At 60.6% G+C, this 13,619-nt stretch carries 12 protein-coding genes; 10 read left to right on the top strand and 2 right to left on the bottom strand.

The annotated features are described in order from the left end of the window. The first annotated feature begins 16 nt into the window (after nucleotides 1–16). From epmA to C934_RS0106395, 7 genes are all read left to right on the top strand, one after another. Nucleotides 17–1,084 (top strand): EF-P lysine aminoacylase EpmA, encoded by a 1,068-nt coding sequence (gene epmA, locus C934_RS0106425; protein WP_018855879.1) that lies wholly within the window; start codon nucleotides 17–19, stop codon nucleotides 1,082–1,084. Next, nucleotides 1,081–2,133 carry a lysine-2,3-aminomutase-like protein gene (locus C934_RS0106420; protein WP_018855878.1) on the top strand — a complete coding sequence of 351 codons (1,053 nt, stop codon included), beginning with the start codon at nucleotides 1,081–1,083 and terminating at the stop codon, nucleotides 2,131–2,133. The genes epmA and C934_RS0106420 overlap by 4 nt, the downstream gene beginning before the upstream one ends. Nucleotides 2,134–2,394: 261 nt before the next feature. Further along, nucleotides 2,395–2,646: an acyl carrier protein gene (locus C934_RS0106415; RefSeq protein WP_018855877.1), complete on the top strand. Its 252-nt coding sequence runs from the start codon at nucleotides 2,395–2,397 to the stop codon at nucleotides 2,644–2,646. Further along, complete coding sequence (locus C934_RS0106410; protein WP_018855876.1) at nucleotides 2,647–3,828, top strand: acyl-CoA dehydrogenase family protein; 1,182 nt, start codon at nucleotides 2,647–2,649, stop codon at nucleotides 3,826–3,828. A 4-nt stretch (nucleotides 3,829–3,832) separates the two neighbouring features. Next, complete coding sequence (locus C934_RS0106405) at nucleotides 3,833–4,741, top strand: amino acid--[acyl-carrier-protein] ligase (RefSeq protein ID WP_018855875.1); 909 nt, start codon at nucleotides 3,833–3,835, stop codon at nucleotides 4,739–4,741. A gap of 8 nt (nucleotides 4,742–4,749) precedes the next feature. Continuing rightward, nucleotides 4,750–5,712: a DUF1839 family protein gene (locus tag C934_RS0106400; RefSeq protein ID WP_018855874.1), complete on the top strand. Its 963-nt coding sequence runs from the start codon at nucleotides 4,750–4,752 to the stop codon at nucleotides 5,710–5,712. Nucleotides 5,713–5,728: 16 nt separating this feature from the next. After that, complete coding sequence (locus C934_RS0106395; protein WP_018855873.1) at nucleotides 5,729–8,203, top strand: glycoside hydrolase family 2 protein; 2,475 nt, start codon at nucleotides 5,729–5,731, stop codon at nucleotides 8,201–8,203. Between the two features lie 42 nt (nucleotides 8,204–8,245). Here the strand turns inward: C934_RS0106395 and C934_RS0106390 are convergent, their stop codons facing one another. Together C934_RS0106390 and C934_RS0106385 are read right to left on the bottom strand one after the other, a co-directional pair. Continuing rightward, the gene (locus tag C934_RS0106390) at nucleotides 8,246–8,482 is read right to left on the bottom strand and encodes an Lrp/AsnC ligand binding domain-containing protein (protein ID WP_007794587.1); all 237 of its coding nucleotides are present in this window, start codon (nucleotides 8,480–8,482) and stop codon (nucleotides 8,246–8,248) included. A gap of 67 nt (nucleotides 8,483–8,549) precedes the next feature. Beyond that, nucleotides 8,550–9,440, bottom strand: a complete 891-nt coding sequence (locus C934_RS0106385) for a LysR family transcriptional regulator (protein WP_018855872.1) — start codon at nucleotides 9,438–9,440, stop codon at nucleotides 8,550–8,552. Between the two features lie 218 nt (nucleotides 9,441–9,658). Here C934_RS0106385 and C934_RS0106380 point away from each other — a divergent pair, with 218 nt between their 5' ends. From C934_RS0106380 to C934_RS0106370, 3 genes are all read left to right on the top strand, one after another. Further along, a complete protein-coding gene (locus C934_RS0106380) occupies nucleotides 9,659–10,942 on the top strand; it encodes an NAD(P)/FAD-dependent oxidoreductase (RefSeq protein ID WP_018855871.1) in 1,284 nt (427 codons plus the stop codon). Between the two features lie 17 nt (nucleotides 10,943–10,959). Beyond that, entirely contained in the window at nucleotides 10,960–12,498 is a 1,539-nt protein-coding gene (gene amaB / locus C934_RS0106375; RefSeq protein ID WP_018855870.1) for an L-piperidine-6-carboxylate dehydrogenase, read from the top strand. 71 nt (nucleotides 12,499–12,569) lie between these two features. Further along, complete coding sequence (locus tag C934_RS0106370; protein WP_018855869.1) at nucleotides 12,570–13,559, top strand: Ldh family oxidoreductase; 990 nt, start codon at nucleotides 12,570–12,572, stop codon at nucleotides 13,557–13,559. Nucleotides 13,560–13,619 lie beyond the last annotated feature (60 nt).

Here is a 13,619-nt window from a genome sequence, read left to right as displayed (position 1 = left end):
GGTCAGGACGATGCCAATGAATCCCTCGATCGCCAAAGTATCGCCGTGGTGGACGCCGAGCGTGCATTTGGACCGCCGTCCGGTCCTGATCGGGCGCAATGCGATCCAGTCCGCGCTGCGCGGCTATTTCCTGCGCGAGGATTTTCTGGAGGTCGACACCGCGACGCTGCAGGTTTCGCCCGGCAACGAGGCGCATCTCCATGCATTTGCCACCGAAGCCTTGACGACGGACGGCCAGACGGCGGCGCCGCTTTACCTGCATACCTCGCCTGAGTTCGCCTGCAAGAAGCTGCTTTCGGCCGGCGAAAAGCGCATCACCTGTTTCGCCCACGTCTATCGCAACCGCGAGCGCGGCCCCTTGCACCACCCGGAATTCACCATGCTCGAGTGGTATCGCGTGGGCGAAAGCTATGAGAGCCTGATGATGGACTGCGTTCGGATCCTGGCGCTTGCTGCGGAAACCATGAAGACGACGCGGCTCACCTATAAGGGCCGGGATTGCGATCCGTTTGCCGGACCGGACCGGATCAGTGTCGCCGCGGCTTTCGAGCGCTATGCCGGCATTGATTTGTTGGCATCCGTTTCCGCCGATGGTGCGACGGACCGGGCGCATCTCGCTGACCAAGTGAAGCGGATCGGCATGCGCGTTGCAGACGACGATGGCTGGGCGGATTTGTTCAGCCGCGTGCTTGTCGAAAAGGTCGAGCCTCATCTGGGTTTCGACCGTGTGACCATTCTTGACGAATATCCGGTGTCGGAAGCGGCACTGGCGCGCCCATCGGCGCTTGATCCCCGTGTTGCGGAACGTTTCGAGGTCTATGCCTGCGGCGTCGAGCTTGCAAACGGCTTCGGCGAGCTCACCAATCCGGCGGAACAGCGCCGTCGCTTCGAGATCGAGATGTCTGAAAAAGCTCGCATCTACGGCGAGAGCTATCCCCTGGACGAGGATTTTCTGGAAGCGCTTGCCATCATGCCCGAGGCAAGTGGCATCGCTCTCGGCTTCGATCGGTTGGTGATGCTGGCAACCGGTGCGTCGCGGATCGATCAGGTAATGTGGGCGCCGGTCGCGGAGTACGGCAGATGAACAGTATCGGGCCTATCAAGACCGTCGAAGGGCTGGAACGCGCAGGGCTGCTGGGTCAGAGAGACCGGGACGCGCTGGCTGATGTCGCCGCACGCTACGCCGTTGCATTGACTCCGACCGTTGCAGGTTTGATCGACCGCGCCGATGGCTCGGACCCGATTGCCCGGCAATTCGTGCCTGACGCAGCCGAGCTGATCGTTGCGCCCGAAGAGCGCGCCGACCCCATCGGCGACGAAGCCCATAGTCCCGTGCAGGGGATCGTTCATCGCTATCCCGACCGGGTGCTGTTGAAGGCCGTGCATATCTGCCCCGTCTACTGTCGCTTCTGCTTTCGCCGCGAGATGGTTGGTCCGCAAGGCTTGGGCACGCTTGACCCCAAGGCAATGTCTGCGGCCTTTGCCTATATCCGTGACCATAAGGAAATCTGGGAAGTGATCCTGACGGGCGGCGATCCGCTCGTGTTGTCGCCGCGACGGCTGGAAGAAATTCTTCGCGAACTGGCATCGATCGACCACGTCAAGATCGTGCGGTTCCATACCCGGGTTCCCGTGGTTGATCCATCGAGGGTGGATGCGGCCCTGATTGCGGCCCTGAGAGCGAGTGGCAAGACCGTCTACGTGGCGCTGCACGCCAATCATCCTCGCGAACTGACCGCCGAGGCGCGCGCAGCATGCGCTCGCCTGATCGATGCCGGCTTGGTCATGGTCAGCCAATCGGTGCTTCTGAAGGGCGTCAATGATGATCCGGCGGTGCTGACGGAGTTGATGAAGGCCTTCGTCGAGACGCGTGTGAAGCCGTACTATTTGCATCATCCCGATCTGGCGCCCGGCACGAGCCATTTTCGGCTGACGATCGAAGAGGGGCAGAAGATCGTCGCCGCATTGCGTGGCCGGATTTCAGGTCTTTGCCAGCCCACCTACATACTCGACATACCCGGTGGCCATGGCAAAGCAGTGATCGCTCCTCAGTCGATCAGTGAGATGGGCGAAGGCTGCTATTCGGTTTCGGATTATCGCGGCGGCGAGCACCTGTATCCGCCGGTCGCCTAGTCAAAAATGGGCGAAAGAAGTGTTGTTATTGGACAATGTGTCACAAGATCCGTTGGTCACCCAAAAATACAGCTCGCGAGCAAGATGTTGAAATCTAACACAAGCTCCCCTCTTCCCTGTTTCTTTCGTAGGAATTTAGCTGAGAAGCTTAGCTGACTTTAACTACGTCATTTAGGACAATTTTGTCTTTTCCAGACTACGCGTACTCCGAGAACAAGGCGGTTTCGCCACTCGAGATATGATCATCTTGGAGAAGTCATAATGAATACTACGATCCGTGAGCTCCTGGTCAAATTTGGAAAGCTCCCTGTCTCTGTCGACCAGGTCGCCGATGATGCCGACCTCTATGCGGTCGGCCTAACGTCTTTCGCTTCCGTGCAGCTTATGCTTGGCATCGAAGAAGCCTTTGATATCGAGTTTCCCGACAATCTCTTGAATCGCAAGTCTTTCGCCAGCATCGCGGCGATCGCAAGGACCGTTGACCAGATCAAAGATAGCCGGAAGGTCGCCTGAATGAACTTTCCGGTCAAAATCGCGCAAGAGGATCTTGCCGCCAGAGCCGCGCGCGTGTCGGCGATTGCGGCAAAGCATGCAGACTCCGTCGATTTTGAAGGGAGGTTCCCGCACGAAGCCGTGGAGGCAATGAGGGCCGAGCGCTTGCTAGGCGTTCAGATCCCACGCCATTTCGGCGGCGAAGGCGCGACGATCGCACAGATCGCCGAGTTATGCTCGATGCTTGGTCAGGCTTGTGCTGCGGCTGCCATGGTCTTCGCCATGCATCACATCAAGCTTTGCAGCCTTGTTGAGCACGGCGGCGAGAGCGAGTGGCATCGGGCCTTCATGCTACGTGTTGCTGCCGAGCAATTGCTGGTCGCGTCGGCAACGACGGAAGGCGGGATCGGCGGCAATCTCAGGAATAGCATCTGCGCGATCGAGGTGGATCGTGACATTTGCCGTCTGGAGAAAGATGCGACCGTCATATCCTACGGCTCCCACGCCGATGCGATCATGGTTACCTCGCGTGCCCACGCAACTGCCGCCTCTTCCGATCAGGTACTGACCGTCTTTTTGAAGGAGCAGTACACGTTGGAAAAAACGCATACGTGGGACACGCTCGGCATGCGCGGTACCTGCTCGGATGGTTTCCTCTTCAAGGGCGAGGCTGCGGCCGAACAGATCCTGCCGAAGCCTTTCGCAGAGATCGCGGCGCAATCGATGCTGGCATCGTCGCACCTTCTTTGGAGCAGCGTGTGGTATGGCATCGCGGTCGACGCGGTTGGCCGTGCACAGGCGTTCGTGCGCGCCGCAGCGCGCAAGTCGCCGGGTACGCCACCGCCCGGAGCCTTGAGGCTCGCCGAGGTGTCAAACTTGCTGCAGATGGTTCGATCGAACGTTGTCGCCGGTCTGAAGGCCTACGAGGACGCCAGGAGCGACGCCGACAAGCTTTCTTCCATGGGCTTCGCCGTCACGATGAACAACGTAAAGATTGCCTCATCTGAGACGATCCTCGAGATCGTCAATCACGTGATGCTGATTTGCGGGATCATGGGCTACAAGAACGGCACGCCATTCAGCGTCGGCCGCCATCTGCGCGATGCCCACTCCGCGCAACTCATGATCTCGAACGACCGCATCCTCGGCAATACGTCGAGCATGCTTCTTGTTCACAAGCAGGACACTAGCTTACTGGGGTGACGATATGGACGTGCAGACAACGTTTCTGGACAGGCTCTTCGAATCGGGCCTCTTGATCGATACGGGCGTTGACGGTCTTTACGGGCGCAGCGGACAATTCGAAGACGTGATCGCCGCCTTCGAGCGCCTGATCGACAGGTTCGGCGGCGCCGATGGTGCGGAAGCGATGCGCTTTCCGCCCGGGATGAACCGCGCCTTCTTCGAGAAGAGCGGTTACATGAAGAGCTTCCCGCAGCTTGCCGGCACCGTTCACAGTTTCTGCGGCAGCGAACTCGACCACATCAGCCTCCTTCAATGCATGGAAGTGGGCGATGATTGGACCAAGGATCAACAGGCAACCGACATCGTGTTGACGCCTGCGGCCTGCTATCCGCTTTATCCGACTGTCGCTCGGCGCGGCAAATTGCCGATGAGCGGCGGCCTCTTCGATCTGCAATCCTATTGCTTCCGCCACGAGCCTTCGCAGGATCCTGCGAGGCAGCAGCTTTTCCGCATGCGCGAATATATTTGCATGGGGACCGAGCAGCACGTCACGGATTTCCGTCAACGCTGGATGGATCGCGGCGTCGAAATGATGCAGGCGGTCGGTCTGGACGTGACCATTGATGTCGCGAACGACCCGTTCTTCGGCCGTGCCGGCAAGATGCTGGCCAATAATCAGCGCGATCAGAACCTGAAGTTCGAGCTGCTTATCCCGATCACCTCGGTTGCCAAGCCGACGGCCTGCATGAGCTTCAACTACCACCAGGACGCATTTGGTGCGAAATGGGGCCTGTACCTCGAAGACGAGAGCGTTGCGCACACCGCTTGCGTCGGCTTCGGGCTTGAGCGCATCGCGCTCGCGCTGTTTCATCACCACGGGCTCGAGGTCAAGCATTGGCCTTCCAAGGTGCGTCAAGCGCTGTGGGGCTGAATGAAACGATGAGAGCCGTCTTTCCGCGGGTCCGCCCGGACGGCTATCAACCGCATCCGCTCCATTCGGGCGAGCGCATGTGGCCTGAAACCAATTGCTATGTCGACCTCTGGATCGAAGTGCTGAGCGGCTGCGGTGCAGTACCGGAGGCGATGCTCGGTTTCACGCTCACACAGGACTTCGAGGGCGATCAGTTCACCTTCTTCAAGGTGCCGCTCGAGGATCTCGAGTCACTCTATGACATCCGCGTCACTGAGCTTGCCATTTTCGACCGCGTCGAACGGCATATCGAGGTGCAGATCGCACGCGGGCGCCTTTGCCTGATCGAGATGGACTCGTTCTATATGCCGGATACGCAGGGTACCGCCTATCGGACCGAGCATGGCAAGACCACCGTGGCGATCAACAGGCTCGATCTCACCGGCAAGCGCGTGGAGTATTTCCACAATGGCGGCTATTTCCAGCTTGAGGGTGAAGACTTCGAGGGGCTGTTCCAGCTGCAACTGACGGCGGACGATCCGTCGTTCCTTCCCTACACCGAGTTCGCGAAATTTCCGGTTCGCATGCCGGATACGGCGCATGTCAGCACTATGGCACGCAGGCTTCTAGGAATTCACTTCGGTCGCCGCCCAGTCTCGAATCCGATTCGCGCCTTTGCCGAAGTGTTTCCGCAGCAGGTGGAAGCAGTCGCAGAGCGGCCGTTTGGCTTCTTTCACAAGTACGCATTCAATACGCTGCGCCAGTTCGGTGCCAATTTCGAGCTTGCCGGAGATCACCTGGCTTGGCTTTCTGCGAGCGAATTCGCGTCCGCAATTGAAGACGCGTGCCGAATTTCCGAAGTCGCGAAGTCCGTGCAGTTTCAGCTCGCCCGGGCGGTCACCCGGAAGAAATACGAGCCATTACGCACGGCGCTTGATCCGGCAGCCGATGCGTGGGATTCCATGATAGCTTCTCTCAAGGAGCGCTTGTGAAGCCGGGAGTCTAAGCATGCGGGGACGGTTGGCGAGTGTCGGTGCGGAGGAAACTCTGCTCGCCGAAGGTTGGAATCTGGTTCTGACGGAACCGGGCGCTTGTGCGACGCCGCATGACATTCCGTTGTCCGCGCAGTTTATCGCCGCCGAGGTGCCGGGGACCGTTGCCGCGGCATTGGAGAAGGCCGGGCACTTCGATCGTGAAAACCCGGAGCCGCTCGACACGCGCGATGCGTGGTATCTTTGCCGACTTTTTGACGTACAACCCGGCGACGCGCTTCTTCGCTTCGAGGGCTTGGCGACGCTGTGTCATGTTTTCCTCAATGGGCAGGAGATCCTGTCATCGGGAAGCATGTTCACCATGCACGAGATACCGGTGACGCTTTCCGGTGGCGACGAACTGGCGCTTTGCTTCCGGGCGCTGGCACCGCGGCTTGCCGAGCCCGGCCCGCGCGCTCGTTGGCGGCCGCAGATGATCACGCCGCAAGGCTTGAAGAATATTCGAACAACGCTGCTCGGGCGCATGCCGGGTTGGTGTCCGGAAGTTCATGCTGTCGGTCCGTGGCGCCCCATCACGCTTGTCCGGCGCGATGTCGTTTCGATTGACAACGTCTCTGTCCGCGCCGTGCTCGAGGCGGATAACACCGGGCGACTGAGCGTTTCGCTTCATGCAAATGTCAACAATCCGGATCTAGTGCTCCGGTGCGGAGGCGTTCAGCAGACATTCGAGAAGATCGGCGAGAATCACTATTCGGCAATCGTCAGGCTGGAGAACGTCGATCTCTGGTGGCCCCATACTCACGGCGCACAGTGCCTCTATGATTTCTCGATCCTCGTCGACGGCGTTGAGCATCACGCCAGCCGAATCGGCTTTCGGCGCATCGACGTCGACCGCGGAAAAGACGGAGAGGGTTTTGCGTTGTTGATCAACGGCGAGCGCATCTTTTGCCGCGGTGCGGTCTGGACCACGGCGGATATCGTCCGGCTGCCGGGTGGCAAGGCCGACTATGAGCCGTTCCTGCGCCTTGCCGCGCAGGCAGGCATGAACATGCTCCGCATTGGCGGCACGATGGCCTACGAAACGCGGGAGTTCTTTGAGCTCTGCGACGAGCTTGGTCTGCTCGTCTGGCAGGACTTCATGTTTGCCAATTTCGACTATCCGAAGAACGACAAGGCTCTCACTGCGCAAGTCCACGCGGAAGTCGAGGAATTGTTGCATGCCGTTCAGGGGTGCCCGTCGTTGGCGGTGGTTTGCGGCGGCAGCGAGATCTATCAGCAGGCCGCGATGCTGGGATTGCCGCAGGACTATTGGTCGGGTCCGATCACGGAGGAGATTATTCCGGCGATCGCCGGGCGTATGCGCCCCGACGTCCCCTATGTGCCAAATTCGCCTTCGGGCGGCGCGATGCCGTTTTCTCCGAATGCGGGAGTCACCCACTATTACGGGGTCGGCGCTTATATGCGCCCGCTTGACGACGCGCGCCGTGCCAACGTTAGCTTCGCGGCCGAGAGCCTGGCTTTCGCCCATGTTCCACAGCAGCGAACGCTGCAACGCCATCTGGATGTACCGCCGGTCCATAGTCCGCTATGGAAATCACGTGTCCCCCGCGATCGCGGCGCATCGTGGGATTTCGAGGACGTCAGGGATTTCTATCTGGCGGAACTCTATGGCGAGGATCCGGCGCGTCTCCGTCGTGAGGATCGTGATCGATACCTCGATCTCTCCCGCGTCGTCACCGGTGAAGTTGCGGAAGCGACGTTTGCCGAATGGCGCCGGAAGGGGTCGAGCTGCAACGGCGCGCTGGTCTGGACCCTGCAGGATCTAATGCCCGGAGCTGGTTGGGGTGTGATCGATTCAACCGGCGAGCCCAAGCCGGTGTGGTATGCCCTGCGCCGCGCTTTCCGGCCTGTGCAGGTCGTCGTGACCGACGAGGGCACAAATGGCCTCGACGTTCACGTCCTGAATGAGACCGAGCATGCTCTCCAGCTTGATCTCGAGCTGGTTTGCTTGCGGCATGGCAGGCAGCACGCCGTCAGCGGCGGCCGCATTCTGACCTTGGCGCCGAGAAGCTGTGAGACCTTTGCCGCCACTGATCTCTTTGGCGCCTTTTTTGACACGACTTACGCCTTCCGCTTCGGCCCGCCGTCTCACGACGTCACCGTCGCGCGCTTGCGTCTGCCGGACGGAGGTCCTGTGGTCGCCGATGCCTTTCATTTTCCGTTGGGGCGCTCCAAGGCCCTCCACGACGCCGAAATCCAAGTGTCGGTGGCGCCACAGGACGAAGGGTGGGTCGTCGATCTCGCAGCCGACAGGTTCGCCCAGTCGGTCCACCTCAACGTCGATGGCTATCGGCCGGAGGATGATTGGTTTCATCTTGCGCCTGGCGCTAGCAAACGCGTCAGTCTGCTTCCGACGGCTGGAAGGACAGACGGAGAGGCACCCTCGGGTGAGGTCACAAGCCTTGGCGGCACGCGGGCGCTTTCCTTTTGACACCTCCAGCCTGCTCCTTGTTGAGCGGACTGGAACGGCAGTTCAGAAGGCCTTGAAGGTCAGTGTCGTCAGGGAACGCACGATGCCGGGGATGTTGGCGATGTTATCGTTGATGAACTTGCCAATGTCCTGCCCCTCTTCGATGTAGACCTTGAGCAGGAGATCATAGTCGCCGCTCGTCGAATAGAGCTCCGAAGCGCGCTCGGTCTGGTAGATGGCATCGGCGACTTCGTAGGTCTTGCCTGGCGCGCACTGGAGCTGAACGAAAATTGGCTTCATCGGAGTTTCCTGCATCATATTCTGGTTCGGCGCATAATGATCGAAAGCGCCATGTCGGCGCAAGGCTTCAGATCGCGGCTTCTCGAACGATCCAGTCGCGAAATGCATCCAGCGGCGCGTAGTCGGCCCGTTCTGGCGGATAGGCAAGATAGTAGTGCTCGCTGCTTTCCGTTTCGCGATCAACGGCTGCAACAAGGTCGCCGCGTTTCAATTCATCTTGAATCAGGAACGTCGGCAGCAGCGCAACGCCGAGACCGGCCATCGCTGCTTGGGCTGCCGTCGCGAACTGATCGAAGAGCATGCCGTGCACGGTTTGAAAGCTCACGCCGTTGTCCGCAAACCAGCGCTCCCATGCATCCGGGCGCGTCGTCAGGTGCAGCAGCGGGGCTTCGAGTAGATCCTGTGCCGCGTTGATCGCATGTCGGCTGCGGAATTCGGGGCTGCAGGCCGGAATTGTCTTCTCCGACATTAGAAATGTCAGCTCCGCGCCCGGCCAATGAGCGTGGCCGAAGTGAATGGCCGCGTCGATCGAATCGAGCCGGAAGTCGAAGGGTGACAGCCGGGTGACAAGATTGATCGTCACTCCCGGATTGGCGGCAAGGAAACCTCCCAGCCGGGGTGCCAGCCAGCGCGTCCCGAAGGTGGGAAGAATCGCCAGGTTGAGCGTACCACCATGCGGATTGGCACGAAGATTGAGTGATGCGCTCGAAATGCGCCGCAGCGCCTCGCGTATCTCGCGGGCATAGCCGTCGCCGGCCAGCGTCAACCGCACGGTTTGGCGCTCGCGCACGAAGAGTTCGACCCCGAGCTGCTCTTCCAATGCCTTGATCTGGCGGCTGACAGCGCTCTGAGTAAGGTCGAGTTCGCGCGCGGCGGCCGTCACGCTGCCAGTGCGGGATACAGCCTCGAAGGCGATAAGCAGGGATGTCGACGGAAGAAAACGTCGTGATGGCAGCATCAATCATTCCATTTCAGAATAAGCTATTTCCTAAATGTCGATATTTACGCCTTATTCGGCTTTGTAAAGTCATCCATCTGACAGAATCGGAATGAACTGAAAATACGATCGAACTGCCTGTTACGCACTCCTGGCTACGATCGGCAACCTGATCAGCGGTTTAACAAGCAATCGCACGGCGCTAGAATGCCGCCTGCTTAATGGATGGATTTTGATCGATGCTGAACGATCCCCGCTCCCACGGCCTCTGGGAAAAAACCGCTCCTCAGCCGCCCGTGACACCGGCGCTCGCAGGCGCTGTGAACGCCGACGTCGTAGTCGTGGGCGGAGGCTATACAGGCCTTTCCTCAAGTCTCCATCTGGCGGAAGCGGGCTCGAAGGTCGTGTTGCTGGAAGCCAAGGAAATCGGCTTCGGCGGTGCGGGCCGCAATGTCGGCCTCATCAATGCCGGCATGTGGGTCATGCCTGATGACCTTCCCGGTGTTCTCGGCCCGGTCTATGGCGAGCGGTTGTTAGACCTGTTGGGCAACGCGCCGCGGCTCGTGATGGAGTTGATCGACAAGCACGGCATTGCATGCGAGCTTGAACGAAACGGCACGCTTCACGTCGCCGTTGGCGAAAGTGGCTTGAAGGAAATCGAGGATCGCGCGCGGCAATGGGCGGCACGCGGCGCTCCGGTGACGCTGCTGGACGCGGCGGAGACGGCCAAGCGCGTCGGCAGCAGCGCCTATACCGGGTCGTTGCTCGACATGCGCGCAGGCACGCTGCAGCCGCTCGCCTACGCCCGCGGGCTTGCGCATGCGGCCGTCAAGGCTGGCGTTTCAATCCACACGTCGAGCCCGGTCATCGGAACTGAGCGGAAGGGCAATCGCTGGACCGTGAGGACCGCAAAGGGAGAGGTTACGGCCGACTGGATCATCGTGGCGACGGACGCCTACAGCACCGGCCCTTGGGAAGCGGTACGCAACGAGCAGGTCCATCTGCCCTATTTCAATCTTGCAACCCGGCCGCTCAGCGACAATTTGCGCCGCTCGATCCTTGCCGGGCGCGAAGGCGTTTGGGATACGAAGGAAATCCTCTCCTCCTACCGCATGGACCAGGCGGGACGCTTGGTCTTCGGCAGCGTCGGTGCGCTGCGCAACACCGGGCTTCAAATCCACACGGCCTGGGCCAAACGGTCCTTGAAAAAGCTCTTTCCGCAGCTTGGCGATGTCGAGTTCGAATGCGAGTGGTACGGCAAGATCGGGATGACCGACAATGCGCTGCCCCGCTTCCCCAGGTTTGCGCCGAATGTTGTGGGCTTCTCCGGCTACAACGGTCGCGGGATCGCGCCCGGCACAGTGTTTGGCCGCACGCTCGCCCAGCTCATCCTGGGGCAGACGACGGAAGCGGACTTGCCACTGCCCCTTACAGCACCGTCCGAACCTAGCTTCCGCGCGGTGAAGGAAATGTGGTACGAAGCCGGCGCCCAAGTGGCCCATTTCGCAGACGCCCGATTTTGAGAACCGAGGTTGACCCCATGACCATCTCTGCACTTGATCTCGCCACTGAGACGAAAAAACTGCTCACGGAACTGGGCGTCCGCGCCGACCGCTATACCGGCGGCACCCTTCGCGTTACCTCGCCGGTAACCGGCAAGGAGATCGGTGCGCTGAAGGAGCATTCTGCCTCGGAAGCAAAGGACGCCATAGAGGCGGCACACAAGGCATTCCTCGAATGGCGGGCTGTCCCGGCTCCGAAGCGCGGCGAACTCGTCCGCCTGCTCGGCGAAGAACTCCGCGCGGCAAAAGCCGCACTCGGCCGCCTGGTCTCGATCGAGGTTGGCAAGATCGCCTCCGAGGGGCTCGGCGAAGTCCAGGAAATGATCGACATCTGCGACTTTGCCGTCGGCTTGTCGCGTCAGCTCTACGGTCTGACCATTGCCACCGAACGCTCAGAGCATCGGATGATGGAAAGCTGGCACCCCTTGGGCGTGGTCGGCATCATCTCGGCCTTCAATTTCCCGGTCGCCGTCTGGTCCTGGAATGCTGCCCTGGCGTTGGTTTGCGGTAACTCGACAGTCTGGAAGCCTTCTGAGAAGACGCCGCTGACAGCGCTTGCCGTTCAGGCATTGTTTGAGAAGGCATTGAAGCGGTTCGTTGCCGAAGGGGGCGTAGCACCTTCGAACCTGTCGACGTTGCTCATTGGTGGCCGCGATGTCGGGGAAGTGCTCGTCGACCATCCCAAGGTGCCGCTCGTCTCGGCGACTGGTTCGACGGCCATGGGCCGCGTTGTCGGTCCCCGCCTGTCACAGCGCTTTGCGCGATCGATCCTCGAACTCGGCGGCAACAATGCAGCGATCATCTGCCCAACGGCCGATCTTGACCTGACGCTGCGTGGCGTTGCCTTTTCGGCCATGGGCACGGCCGGTCAACGCTGCACGACGCTGCGTCGCCTGTTCGTGCACGAGAGCGTCTATGACAAGCTCGTTCCACGCCTGCAGAAGGCCTATGGCTCGGTGTCGATCGGCAACCCACTGGAAACGGGGACGCTTGTCGGGCCTCTGATCGACAGGCAGGCCTTTACGAACATGCAGTCGGCTCTTGAGCAAGCGAAGGCTGCCGGTGGCAAGGTTACCGGTGGCGAGCGCGTCGAGAACGGTGCGGGAGACGCCTTCTACGTCCGGCCGGCGCTCGTTGAAATGCCTGTTCAGGCCGGCCCCGTCGAGCATGAGACATTTGCGCCGATCCTCTACGTGATGAAGTACACGGATTTCGATGAGGCTCTAGAACTCCATAACGCGGTGCCGCAGGGATTGTCTTCTTCAATCTTCACGAACGATATGCGGGAGGCCGAGACCTTCGTTTCTGCTCGCGGTTCGGACTGCGGTATTGCCAACGTCAACCTCGGTCCGTCCGGGGCCGAAATTGGTGGTGCCTTCGGCGGTGAAAAGGAAACTGGCGGCGGTCGCGAATCTGGTTCGGATGCCTGGAAAGCCTACATGCGCAGGGCGACGAACACGGTCAACTACGGCAAGACGCTGCCGCTTGCCCAGGGCGTCAAGTTCGACGTCGAATGATCATTGCTGCATTGCAGCCGAAAGGGTGATGACATAACACGTCATCACACTATTTCGTTTTGCAGGTTGCCATGCATTTCACCCTAGCTGCAGCGGAAACGCTCGTTGTCGATGCCTTGACGCGCAATCGTGTGGACGAGGCCAATGCGCGCTCGGTCGCCAGGGCACTCGTTGCCGCCGAAGCTGCCGGACAAGGCGGTCATGGCCTGCGCCGGGTCGAGGCCTACGCAAAGCAGGCGAGGGCAGGCAAGGTCGACGGATTTGCCAGGCCGCAGCTCGAACGGCAGTTTCCCGCCGTCGTGCGCATCGATGCCTGCCATGGCTACGCCTATCCAGCCTTTGATCTTGCCGCTGCGGCGCTTCCGGAGATCGTCAGGGAGCAGGGTATCGCCTTGGCAGCGGTTCATCGTTCGCACCACGCCGGCGTGCTTGCCTTGACCGTCGAGCGCTTTGCGGACATGGGGTTTGTCGCTCTGATGGTTGCCAACGCCACGGCGTCCATGGCCGCCTGGGGCGGGCGCAAACCCGTCTTTGGAACGAATCCGATCGCGTTCGCCGCGCCGATCCCGGCAGCCGACCCGCTCGTTATTGACCTGGCGCTTTCGCGCGTCGCCCGCGGCAAGGTGATGGCTGCGCGCCAGAAAGGCGTCGCTATCCCTGCGGATTGGGCCTTTGACCGCAATGGCCAGCCGACGACGGATGCGGTTGCGGCACTCGAGGGGACGATGGCCCCATCCGGCGAAGCCAAGGGGGCAGCGCTGGCGATGATCGTCGAATTCCTCGCCGGCGCACTGACCGGGGCCAATTTCTCTTTCGAGTCCTCCTCGCTTTTTGACGACAAGGGTTCGGCGCCCGGCCTCGGGCAGATGCTTGTCGTGATCAACCCTGTCGCCAGCGGTGGAAAGGGCGTGGCGGAACGGCTGGCCAGGCTGGTGGACGAGATTTCATCCGACCCCGGAGTGCGGCTTCCGGGGCGTCGCGGCCAGACTGCCCGACGCCAGGCGCTGGAGCATGGCATCGATGTCGAGGACGAAGTGATTGCGACGATCTGCGAGCTCTAGAACGATTCTAAAGTTGATCAATGGTTTCAAGTATTTGTGATATTTGTGCCATCACTAAAA

It is taken from the genome of Rhizobium sp. 42MFCr.1, assembly GCF_000377185.1.
Lineage (GTDB): Bacteria > Pseudomonadota > Alphaproteobacteria > Rhizobiales > Rhizobiaceae > Rhizobium > Rhizobium altiplani.
Note: the sequence above shows the minus strand (reverse complement) of the source record. Positions and strands in the feature narration are given on the sequence as shown.

Bases quoted from the DNA above. Each gene is read 5' to 3' on its own strand.
- C934_RS0106390 (WP_007794587.1), bottom strand. From the start codon at position 8,482: ATGAAGCCAATTTTCGTTCAGCTCCAGTGCGCGCCAGGCAAGACCTAC.
- C934_RS0106405 (WP_018855875.1), top strand. From the start codon at position 3,833: ATGGACGTGCAGACAACGTTTCTGGACAGGCTCTTCGAATCGGGCCTC.
- epmA (WP_018855879.1), top strand. From the start codon at position 17: ATGAATCCCTCGATCGCCAAAGTATCGCCGTGGTGGACGCCGAGCGTG.
- C934_RS0106420 (WP_018855878.1), top strand. From the start codon at position 1,081: ATGAACAGTATCGGGCCTATCAAGACCGTCGAAGGGCTGGAACGCGCA.
- C934_RS0106370 (WP_018855869.1), top strand. From the start codon at position 12,570: ATGCATTTCACCCTAGCTGCAGCGGAAACGCTCGTTGTCGATGCCTTG.
- amaB (WP_018855870.1), top strand. From the start codon at position 10,960: ATGACCATCTCTGCACTTGATCTCGCCACTGAGACGAAAAAACTGCTC.
- C934_RS0106410 (WP_018855876.1), top strand. From the start codon at position 2,647: ATGAACTTTCCGGTCAAAATCGCGCAAGAGGATCTTGCCGCCAGAGCC.
- C934_RS0106415 (WP_018855877.1), top strand. From the start codon at position 2,395: ATGAATACTACGATCCGTGAGCTCCTGGTCAAATTTGGAAAGCTCCCT.
- C934_RS0106380 (WP_018855871.1), top strand. From the start codon at position 9,659: ATGCTGAACGATCCCCGCTCCCACGGCCTCTGGGAAAAAACCGCTCCT.
- C934_RS0106395 (WP_018855873.1), top strand. From the start codon at position 5,729: ATGCGGGGACGGTTGGCGAGTGTCGGTGCGGAGGAAACTCTGCTCGCC.
- C934_RS0106400 (WP_018855874.1), top strand. From the start codon at position 4,750: ATGAGAGCCGTCTTTCCGCGGGTCCGCCCGGACGGCTATCAACCGCAT.
- C934_RS0106385 (WP_018855872.1), bottom strand. From the start codon at position 9,440: ATGCTGCCATCACGACGTTTTCTTCCGTCGACATCCCTGCTTATCGCC.